Source organism: Allobosea sp. CER48 (assembly GCF_044752385.1).
Taxonomy (GTDB): Bacteria; Pseudomonadota; Alphaproteobacteria; order Rhizobiales; family Beijerinckiaceae; genus Allobosea.
Map to the genome: position 1 here is coordinate 1 of NZ_JBIWYK010000077.1, position 9,512 is coordinate 9,512.

At 66.8% G+C, this 9,512-nt stretch carries 8 protein-coding genes; 3 read left to right on the forward strand and 5 right to left on the reverse strand.

Annotated features, from left to right (window positions below):
- Positions 1-150: 150 nt before the first annotated feature.
- A complete protein-coding gene (locus ACIPIA_RS05065) occupies positions 151-990 on the reverse strand; it encodes an isocitrate lyase/PEP mutase family protein (RefSeq protein ID WP_400507287.1) in 840 nt (279 codons plus the stop codon).
- A gap of 350 nt (positions 991-1,340) precedes the next feature.
- Positions 1,341-3,173, reverse strand: a complete 1,833-nt coding sequence (locus tag ACIPIA_RS05070; protein ID WP_400507289.1) for an IlvD/Edd family dehydratase — start codon at positions 3,171-3,173, stop codon at positions 1,341-1,343.
- A 281-nt stretch (positions 3,174-3,454) separates the two neighbouring features.
- On the opposite strand from ACIPIA_RS05070, the gene ACIPIA_RS05075 reads away from it, so the two are divergent.
- A complete protein-coding gene (locus ACIPIA_RS05075) occupies positions 3,455-4,639 on the forward strand; it encodes a pyridoxal phosphate-dependent aminotransferase (protein WP_400507291.1) in 1,185 nt (394 codons plus the stop codon).
- A gap of 2 nt (positions 4,640-4,641) precedes the next feature.
- Entirely contained in the window at positions 4,642-4,974 is a 333-nt protein-coding gene (locus ACIPIA_RS05080) for an NIPSNAP family protein (protein WP_400507293.1), read from the forward strand.
- 11 nt (positions 4,975-4,985) lie between these two features.
- On the opposite strand, the gene ACIPIA_RS05085 is transcribed toward ACIPIA_RS05080, so the two are convergent.
- Positions 4,986-5,798 (reverse strand): DUF3108 domain-containing protein, encoded by an 813-nt coding sequence (locus ACIPIA_RS05085; RefSeq protein WP_400507295.1) that lies wholly within the window; start codon positions 5,796-5,798, stop codon positions 4,986-4,988.
- A 288-nt stretch (positions 5,799-6,086) separates the two neighbouring features.
- Here ACIPIA_RS05085 and rpmB point away from each other — a divergent pair, with 288 nt between their 5' ends.
- Positions 6,087-6,374, forward strand: a complete 288-nt coding sequence (gene rpmB / locus ACIPIA_RS05090) for a 50S ribosomal protein L28 (RefSeq protein ID WP_149132641.1) — start codon at positions 6,087-6,089, stop codon at positions 6,372-6,374.
- A gap of 165 nt (positions 6,375-6,539) precedes the next feature.
- Here the strand turns inward: rpmB and ACIPIA_RS05095 are convergent, their stop codons facing one another.
- Positions 6,540-7,538, reverse strand: a complete 999-nt coding sequence (locus tag ACIPIA_RS05095) for an esterase-like activity of phytase family protein (RefSeq protein ID WP_400507297.1) — start codon at positions 7,536-7,538, stop codon at positions 6,540-6,542.
- Positions 7,538-9,433 carry a cobaltochelatase subunit CobT gene (cobT, locus tag ACIPIA_RS05100; RefSeq protein WP_400507299.1) on the reverse strand — a complete coding sequence of 632 codons (1,896 nt, stop codon included), beginning with the start codon at positions 9,431-9,433 and terminating at the stop codon, positions 7,538-7,540. Before cobT ends, ACIPIA_RS05095 begins: the two co-directional genes overlap by 1 nt.
- Positions 9,434-9,512: the final 79 nt, after the last annotated feature.

Consider the following 9,512-nt stretch of genomic DNA (forward strand, 5'->3'; position numbering starts at 1 on the left):
CAAAGGCGTCCATCCAGGCCTCGAGACGGTCTCCGAGCGCCTCGGACAGACCGATATCCTCGGCATCGACGGCCTTGCGCTTGCCCTTGGCGTCGATCTGCCAGAGCCCGCTGCGGCCGAGCCATTCCGGCGCGATCAGGAGCGTGCCGCTCATGAACGCTCCTCGAGGTCCCTCGTGAAGAAGGGGTTGAGCGGCGCCGAGGGGCCGTTGCCGGCGAAGCCCTTGAAGCTTCCCTCCTCCGCGATCAGCCGCGTCGCCTCGATGAAGGCGGCCCAGGCCGCGCGCGCGAGTGCCCCGCCGATCGAGATGCGCCGGGCGCCAGCCGCCGCGATATCCGAAACCGAAAGACCGAAATCGCCATAGACCAGAGCATTCACCGGCCTGCCGCCGGCAGCCGAGACGATGGCAGCGATATCGGCCGCTGTCTTCGGGCCGGGCGCGTAAAGCACGTCGGCGCCGGCAGCCGCATAGGCCTCGATGCGGCGCACAGATTCCTTCAGCGGCTCGGGATGACCGGTGAGGAAGCACTCCGCCCGCGCCGTCAGTACCACGCCGGAACCGGTATCATCGATCGCCTTGCGCGCGGCCCTGATGCGCTCGACCGCGAGTTCGAACGGATAGAGCGGTTCGTCCGACCGCCCGGTCGCGTCCTCGATCGAAAGACCGGCGACGCCGGTCGCGACGCAGAGCTTCACGTTGGCGGCGACGCCGTCCGGAGTATCGGCATAGCCGTTCTCGAAATCGGCATTGACCGGCAGGTCCGGCACCGCCTTCACCATCTCGGCGATATGCGCGAGCATCATGTCGCGCGGCACGTCCTGGTCGGCGCGCGCCTGCGTGAAGGCAAAGCCGGCGCTCGTCGTCGCCAGCGCCTTGAAACCCTGCCCGCGCAGCCAGCGGGCCGAGCCGAGATCCCATGGATTGGGCATCACGAAGCAGCCGGCCTCGTGCAGCTTGCGGAAAGCTTCGACTTGCGGGCTCTGTGCCATCTTTAAATCGTTTCAAATGGAGGCCGACCGAACGGCTGCCATAGTGTCGAGGGTCGGCTCGTTTGTCAGCCCCGTTGCCGCGCGTCGCGCAGCGAACGCCGATGCGCGGGCGGAATGGCATGGGCAGCGACGCGTGCGGCGAGCGCCACCGTGAAGGAGGCCGGAGCCGCTTGGCATCCCGCACGCGCTGCGGCGCGACGTGCCGCTGCGCGGGTGCGTGATCGTTCGACGAGAAGGCGTCGATGGCAGCGCGCGGGAAGGCGCTGCCCCCGGGTGACGGCCCCGTGTCTGCGCCGCGGCATTTCATGCCGCAGCGCGCACGGGATGACACCTTCGAACGCGACGCCCGCTCAGTGGTTGTCGCGCGGGATACCGAACTTCTTGTGGATCTTCTGGTACTTGACCGCGGGCTTGAGAACCATGCCCTCGGAGAGTTCGCCCACGATCTTGCGCTGGATCTCCTGCCAGGGTGTCTGGCTCTTCGGGTACTTGTAGCCGCCCGAGGCCTTGAAGTCGGCCTTGCGCTGCGTGAGCTCCTCATCCGAGATCAGGATGTTGGCGCTGCGCTTCTTGAGGTCGATACGGACCTTGTCGCCGGTCTTCAAAAGCGCAAGGCCACCGCCGGTCGCCGCTTCCGGCGAGGCGTTGAGAATCGAGGGCGAGCCGGAGGTGCCGGACTGGCGTCCGTCGCCGACGCAGGCGAGCGCAGTGACACCCTTCTTGATGAGGTAATCCGGCGGTCGCATGTTCACCACCTCGGCCGCGCCGGGATATCCGATCGGGCCGACGCCGCGGATGAACAGGATGCAGTGCTCGTCGATGGCGAGCGCGGGATCGTCGATGCGGTGGTGGTAGTCCTCCGGTCCGTCGAAGACGATGGCGCGGCCCTCGAAGGCCATCGGGTCCTTCGGGTTCTCCAGATAGCGCTTGCGGAATTCCGGCGTGATCACGCTGGTCTTCATGATCGCGGAATCGAACAGGTTGCCGGAGAGGTTCAGGAAGCCGGACTGGGCCTTCATCGGCTCGTCATAGCTCTTGATCACCTCGCGCGCGATCGAGAAGGCGCCCTTGCAGTTCTCTTCCAGCGTATGGCCATTGGCGGTGATGGCAGGCTTGAGCTTGCCCTTCTCGACCAGCTCCGCGATCACCGCGGGCAGGCCGCCGGCACGGTAGTAATCCTCGCCGAGATACTCGCCGGCCGGCTGCAGGTTCACCAGCAGCGGGATCTCGTAACCGATCTTCGTCCAGTCCTCGTTGTCGAGCTCGACGCCGATATGCTTGGCGATGGCGTTGACGTGAATCGGGGCATTGGTCGAGCCGCCGATCGCCGAATTGATGACGATGGTGTTCTCGAACGCCTCGCGCGTCAGGATCTTCGAAGGGATCAGGTTCTCCCAGACCATCTCGACGATGCGCTTGCCCGTAAGATAGGCCATCTCGTAGCGGTCGCGGTAAGGCGCCGGGATCGCAGCCGCGCCGGGCAGCGTCATGCCCATCGCCTCGGCCAGCGAGTTCATCGTCGAGGCCGTGCCCATGGTGTTGCAGTGGCCAGCCGAAGGAGCCGAGGAGGCGACGAGCTCGACGAAGCCCTTATAGTCGATCTCGCCCGCGGCCATCATCTGGCGCGCCTTCCAGACGATCGTGCCGGAACCGGTGCGCTCGCCGCGGAAGGAGCCGTTCAGCATCGGACCGCCGGGCAGCGCGATCGCGGGGATGTCAACCGTCGCGGCCGCCATGATCTGGGCCGGGGTCGTCTTGTCGCAGCCCGTCGTCAGCACGACGCCGTCGAGCGGGTAGCCGTAGAGGATCTCGACCAGCGAGAGATATTGCAGGTTGCGGTCGAGCGACGCCGTCGGCCGCTTGCAGGTTTCCTGGATCGGGTGGATCGGGAACTCGAACGGCACGCCGCCCATTTCGCGGATGCCATCACGGACGCGGTGCGCCAGCTCGATATGATGGCGGTTGCAGGGAGCGATGTCGGAGCCGGTCTGCGCGATGCCGATGATCGGCCGCCCGGACTGCAGCTCCTCGCGCGACAGGCCGAAGTTCATGGTGCGCTCGATATAGAGCGCCGTCATGTCGGCATTGGCGGGATTGTCGAACCACGCCTTGGAGCGCAGCTGCTCGGGCTTGATGCGCCGAACGGGCTTCTTGCCGGAAGTCTTGCCAGGTTCCTTGGCCATCTCGTTTCCTCTCGCGCGGCTCGGCGCTGACGGCCGGTTGCCGATCTTTCTTTCAAACGATTTGAGACAAGCCATCATGCCCATCGCCCGTGGCTCGGCAAGGCCCATTCTGGCTGATAGTCATACTATTTATTCATGCTGTATGCAGTATGCAACAAGCTCTGATGCATGGAGCATGCTTGCCGCCCTGCCCGTTTGACGCCAAGAAAAGGCGGGCCGGAAACCAAGCCGACAGAGCAGGCCGCCTGCCCGCCCGAAAAGCGCCGCCGAGGAAACGCGCCATGAGCCTTCACGTCGTCCCGTCCTTTGCCCGCATCGGCGAGGAAAACGCCTTCGCCGTGCTGGCACGCGCCACCGAACTGCAGCGCCAGGGCAAGGACATCATCAATCTCGGCATCGGCCAGCCTGATTTCGCGACGCCGGACCACATCGTCGAAGCCGCCGTGAAGGCGCTGCGCGACGGTCATCACGGCTACACCCCGGCCAACGGCATTCTGCCGCTGCGCGAAGCCGTCGCCGCGGACCTGCACAAGCGCTTCGATGTCGAGGTCTCGCCCGAGAGCGTGATGATCGTGCCCGGCGGCAAGGTCACCATGTTCATGGCGATCCTGATGTTCGGTGAGCCCGGCGCCGAAATCCTCTATCCGGACCCCGGCTTCCCGATCTATCGCTCGATGATCGAATATACCGGCGCGACGCCGATCCCGGTGCCGATCCGCGAGGAGAACGGGTTCGCCTTCTCGGCCGAGGAAACGCTGGCGCTGATCACGCCGAAGACGCGACTGCTGATCATCAACTCGCCCGCGAACCCGACCGGCGGCGTCACGCCGAAGAGCGAGATCGACAAGCTCGTCGCCGGGCTCGCCAAGTTCCCGGACGTCGCGATCATGTCGGACGAGATTTACGACCAGATGGTCTATGACGGCGAGAGGCATGTCTGCCTGCTCAGCTATCCCGAGATCCGCGACCGGCTGATCCTGCTCAATGGCTGGTCCAAGACCTATGCGATGACCGGTTGGCGTCTCGGCTACTCGGTCTGGCCGAAGCCGCTGCTCGACAATGCCCGCAAGCTCGCGGTGAACTCGCATTCCTGTGTCAACGCCCCCGCGCAATGGGCCGGGCTCGCCGCGCTGACCGGCCCGCAAGATGCGGTGCATATGATGCTGGCGGAGTTCGACCGGCGCCGGAAGGCCGTGGTGAAGGGGCTGAACGACCTGCCAGGCATTTCCTGCATCGAGCCCAGAGGCGCGTTCTACGCCTTCCCGAACGTCTCGCAGACCGGCTGGAAGGCGAAGAAGCTCGCCTCGGCCCTGCTGGAGGAAACCGGCGTCGCCACGATCGGCGGCCCCGATTTCGGCGTCCATGGCGAGGGCTATATCCGCCTCTCCTATGCCAACTCGCTGGAGAACATCGAGAAGGCGCTGGAGCGCATGAAGGCGTTTCTCACCAGCGCGAAAGCCGCCTGACCATGATCACCTGCTACCTGCGCTATATCGTCGACCCCCACAAGCTCGAAGCCTTCGAGGCCTATGGCAAGCTCTGGATTCGGCTGGTCGAGAAATTCGGCGGCAAGCACCACGGCTATTTCATGCCGTCGGAAGGCGTGTCGAACGTCGCGCTGGCCATGTTCAGCTTTCCGTCGCTGGCGGCCTATGAGGACTATCGCAAGCGGTCGTTCGCCGACCCCGAGTGTCAGGCAGCCTTTGCGATGAACGAGAAGGAGCGCTTCATCATCAGCTATGAGCGCTCGTTCTTCAGGCCGGTTTTCGAGGACGATCAGGGCGTCAGGCGCGTAGCCTGAACAGCAGCGCTTCAGTTGCGCGCCGCGGTCGCGGTCACGCCGGGATCGACCTTGAAGCTCGATGCCTCGATGACCGCCGTGCCGATCATCGTCTTCACCGAGATGCGAACCGGCACCATCACGTCGGTTCCGGCCACAGGCGCGAGCCAGGCGGTGATGTCCCTGTTCTCGGCCATGAACTTCGTGCTCGGCCGCAACGCGCGATGCCCCGCGATCGGCACGTAGCGCGCCTGGCAGATCGAGACCGGGCCGCTGTAGCCGTCGAGCTTGACGGTGCGGGTGCCGGCGCTGCTGAGCTTGATGTCGTAGCGGGCGGCGCCGTCGAAGATCGGCAGCGTGCGGTTGCAGGCGCCGTCCTTCCCCTTGGCGTTGACCGGCATCAGGAAGGCGCTGAGCGGATCGACGATGTTGCGCCTGTGGCTCTCGGTGAGCGGCACGCGATCCGGCTTTTCGTCGATCGGCGGCTCGATATCGACGCCGGCGACGCTGTTGTCGGCGAGCGCCATGCGCACGGTGCGGCTCTCGCTGGAATTGGCCGAGCTGACCGCGAAGGCCTTGGGCGCCAGCTTGCCGCCGACGAAATTGCCGCTGGCAGCGCCGGAGCCACGCCCACCGGTGACGCCGCCGACGATGCCCGTCAGCTTGGCCGCCATGTCGAGCTTGTAGCCCGCCCCGTCGATTCCCCCGCTCAGGCTCGCAGTGCCCAGCGTGATGCCGAGAAGCGAGACGTCATAGCGCGCGTCGAGCGAGGCCGCGCCGGCAACCTCGGCCAGGCAGGCTGCGAGAAGCAGCCCAGCGAGCGGCGATGCGACGGCGGACTTCATCCATGGCCTCCGGAACGGCGCGGTTCTGCGCGACATGCACTGCGATTCGGCCCGAATCATGACCGATTGCCCATCGCGGCAGAGCGAGGGCCGATTGCAGCATCGGGCGGCCCTCTTTACACTCCGTTAACGCTGAAGGCGATGTGAACAGGCCGCCTGACTTTTCCTTGACGCGGCCTGCCTCGTTGGCTATGGAACCCCGACTTCAATTTGACTTCCGGTGCTCGCCGGCACGTCGCGTGTCGGTTTTTTTGTTTGAGCGACCCGGGGATGTAAGGAACGATTGCCATGGCCCGCCGTTGCGAACTGACCGGGAAAGCCACCCAGACCGGCCACCTCGTCAGCCACTCGAACCGTAAGACGAAGACCGTCTTCCGCCCGAACCTTGTGAACGTCACGCTGCAGTCGGACGCGCTCGGCCGTTCGGTGCGCCTGCGCGTCTCGGCGAACGCCCTGCGTTCGGTCGAGCATCGTGGCGGCCTCGACGCCTTCCTGATCAAGGCTTCGGCCGGCGACCTCTCGGTCGGCGCGCTCGCCCTGAAGCGCGACCTCGAGAAGAAGCTCGCCGCCAACTGAGCGGGTTTCCCTTTCGGGTTTGGATGAAGCGGCCGCAAGGCCGCTTTTTTCGTTTGGGGTTTGCCTCGCCTTCATGCGCGCCCGTTTGGCACGCATGCACGTCCCGGCCCGGCTTTCGCCAGGGGATGACGTGAATGGTCGTGGCAATCCCGGCCCTGACGCGCCCTACGGAAGAAGCTCGAATTCCAGCAGAAGCGTCCGCTGCAGGAACGAGAAATTGTCGTCCGAGATCACGGTCAGCACGGTGCGCCCGTCCTCGTGGTGGATCGACAGGCCTTCCATATTATCGATCTCGTAGCCGAGATCGGCCTCGATCAGGCGTGGCCCGTCCACCAGCGCTCCCGGCCGGATATCGCGCCCGGCGATTCGCCGGATGCGCATGCCGACGCCTCGCAGCGGCTCGTACCAGCGCTCCAGCAGCAGCATGTCGCCGGAGGGCAGGAAGGCGAGATCGGTGATGTCGTAGCCATCATGGCGCGCAACGTTGAACAGCCCCGGCTGCGGGCCGCCGAGAATCGCTCCCAGCGTCGGCTCGTCCTCCTTGCCCGAGCGCTCGGCAACTGCGACGAGCGCGCCCCGGAGCGGCCCTGAGGGCACGACGCCGAGTGCCTCAAGGCCACGATTGCGCGGCAAGCGCTTGATTTCGGGCGGCACGGGCACAGGCCGCGCCCGCGCCTCGACGCCCTGCCCGGCCCAGTCGAAGCGCACGATCTCATGCCGGCGCTCGATGCCGACATAGGCGACGCCGTCGGCGATGCAGAGGCTCTCGGTGTCGAACAGGCCCGACCGCGCGAGCGGGCGCCCGGAGGCGCCGAGGATCGCCGCCATCTCGGCATCGTCCAGGCCCACCGGCCTGCCGCCCTGGGACCGTACCCGGGCCGTCAGCCAGTAGCCGCGATCGGTCACCGCTACCAGATCCCGCCCGCCGTTCAGGCGCGCCAACCCCGAGAAGCCGCCGAATCGCGGATGTCCGGACGACAGGACGAGCCCGCCGCGAAACTGCAGCGCGCCGAAGCGTCGCCGCTCCGGGCTGCGGGGCTCGAAGCCCGAGATCGGCCGCGCCGCAACCGAAAGCGGAAAGCGCGTCTGCTCGACGGCCTGCGCCCCGCGCGGCAGCGCGAGGGCGCCAAGGCCCGCCAGAGCGGCGCGACGCGTCAGGCGCATCAGTGCAGGCGGCGCGACTTGGAACCGGAGCCCGTGGGCCCGTCCTCCTCGAACAGCTCGGCGAGCTTCTCGGTCATCACCCCGCCCAGTTCCTCGGCATCGACGATCGTGACGGCGCGGCGGTAGTAGCGGGTCACGTCGTGGCCGATGCCGATGGCGATGAGCTCGACGGGCGACCGCGTCTCGATCTCGGCGATGACATGGCGCAGATGCCGCTCCAGATAGTTGCCGGCATTGACCGAAAGGGTCGAGTCGTCGACCGGCGCGCCGTCCGAGATCACCATCAGGATCTTGCGCTGCTCCGGCCGGCCGAGCAGGCGCTTGTGCGCCCAGTCGAGCGCCTCGCCGTCGATATTCTCCTTGAGCAGCCCCTCGCGCATCATCAGGCCGAGATTCTTGCGCGCCCGGCGCCACGGAGCGTCCGCCGCCTTGTAGATGATGTGGCGGAGATCGTTCAGGCGGCCGGGATTGGCCGGCTTGCCCGACTGCAGCCAGGCCTCGCGCGACAGCCCGCCCTTCCAGGCGCGCGTGGTGAAGCCAAGCAACTCGACCTTGACGCCGCAACGCTCCAGCGTGCGGGCGAGAATGTCGGCACAGGTCGCCGCGACCGTGATCGGCCGGCCGCGCATCGAGCCGGAATTGTCGATCAGCAGCGTCACCACCGTATCGCGGAAATTGACGTCCGATTCCTGCCGGAACGAGAGTGGCTGGAACGGGTCGATGATGATGCGCGGCAGGCGGGCCGGATCGAGCGCGCCCTCCTCCAGGTCGAACTGCCAGGAGCGGTTCTGCTGCGCCATCAGCCGTCGTTGCAGCCGGTTGGCGAGGCGCGCGACGACGCCCTGCAGATGCGCGAGCTGCTTGTCGAGATAGGCGCGCAGGCGCGTCAGCTCCTCGGCGTCGCAGAGTTCCTCGGCCGTGACGATCTCGTCGAACTTCTGGGTGTAGGCCTTGTAGTCGCTCTGGGGGCGTTCGTTGCCACGGCTCTCGCGCGGACGCGGTGCTTCGCCGGCTTCCTCGGATTCGGAGCTGTCATCCTCCTCGTCCCAGTCGCCGGCCGGCGCGTCGGTCGCCTCGGAAGCGCCCTCCTGCAGTTCCTCGGTCGCGTCCTCGCTGACTTCGACCTCGGAGCGGTCGGCGCCGCTCTCCTGCTCGGACTCGCCTTCCTGCTGCTCCTGGTCCTCGGAGGACTGGTCCTGGTTGTCCTCGTCCTCCTCGGCCTCGTCGCCCTGGGCGGTCTGGTCGGCCATGTCGAGCGCCGCCAGCATGTCACGCACCGTGCGGGCGAAGCCGCGCTGGTCCTCGATCGTCTTCGCCAGCCGGTCGAGATCGCTGCCGGCCTTGGCCTCGATCTGCTCGCGCCAGAGCTCGACGATCTTCTCGGCAGCCTTGGGCGGCTTCTGCCCGGTCAGGCGCTCGCGCACCATCAGCGCCAGCGCGTCCTCGAGCGGCGCATCGGCCCTGTCGGTGATCTCCTCGTAGCGGCCGCCACGATGGTAGCGATCCTCCAGCATCGCGGTGATGTTGCCGGCCATGCCGGACATCCGTCGTGCGCCGATCGATTCGACGCGCGCCTGCTCGACGGCGTCGAAGACCGCACGGGCGGCATCGCCTTCAGGCGCGGCCCGGCGATGGATCGTCGCATCGTGGCAGGCAAGGCGCAGCGCCATGGAATCGGCCTGGCCGCGCAGGATCGCGACGTCCCCGGCGCTGAGCTTGCGCGGCGGCTCCGGCAACCGGGCGCGTTCGCCCACCAGCGACGGCTTGTCGGCGGCGAAGACGATTTCCATCTCCGGCTTGCGTGCGATCGCCTTCATCGCACCCGAGATGGCGCGCTTCAGCGGCTCGGCCGGGGCTTCCTTCGGCGTTCCGGGCTTGCGGTTGGAGATGCTCATAGCGCCTTCGTGAAGTAGTGCATCGTTTCACCCGCCACCGGATAGTTCTCCATCCGGCCGCATTCGCGATAGCCGAGCC

What these genes read in the sequence shown, in the direction of transcription:
- ACIPIA_RS05065 (WP_400507287.1), bottom strand. Translation starts at nt 990, where the DNA reads ATGGCACAGAGCCCGCAAGTCGAAGCTTTCCGCAAGCTGCACGAGGCC.
- ACIPIA_RS05070 (WP_400507289.1), bottom strand. Translation starts at nt 3,173, where the DNA reads ATGGCCAAGGAACCTGGCAAGACTTCCGGCAAGAAGCCCGTTCGGCGC.
- ACIPIA_RS05075 (WP_400507291.1), top strand. Translation starts at nt 3,455, where the DNA reads ATGAGCCTTCACGTCGTCCCGTCCTTTGCCCGCATCGGCGAGGAAAAC.
- ACIPIA_RS05080 (WP_400507293.1), top strand. Translation starts at nt 4,642, where the DNA reads ATGATCACCTGCTACCTGCGCTATATCGTCGACCCCCACAAGCTCGAA.
- ACIPIA_RS05085 (WP_400507295.1), bottom strand. Translation starts at nt 5,798, where the DNA reads ATGAAGTCCGCCGTCGCATCGCCGCTCGCTGGGCTGCTTCTCGCAGCC.
- rpmB (WP_149132641.1), top strand. Translation starts at nt 6,087, where the DNA reads ATGGCCCGCCGTTGCGAACTGACCGGGAAAGCCACCCAGACCGGCCAC.
- ACIPIA_RS05095 (WP_400507297.1), bottom strand. Translation starts at nt 7,538, where the DNA reads ATGCGCCTGACGCGTCGCGCCGCTCTGGCGGGCCTTGGCGCCCTCGCG.
- cobT (WP_400507299.1), bottom strand. Translation starts at nt 9,433, where the DNA reads ATGAGCATCTCCAACCGCAAGCCCGGAACGCCGAAGGAAGCCCCGGCC.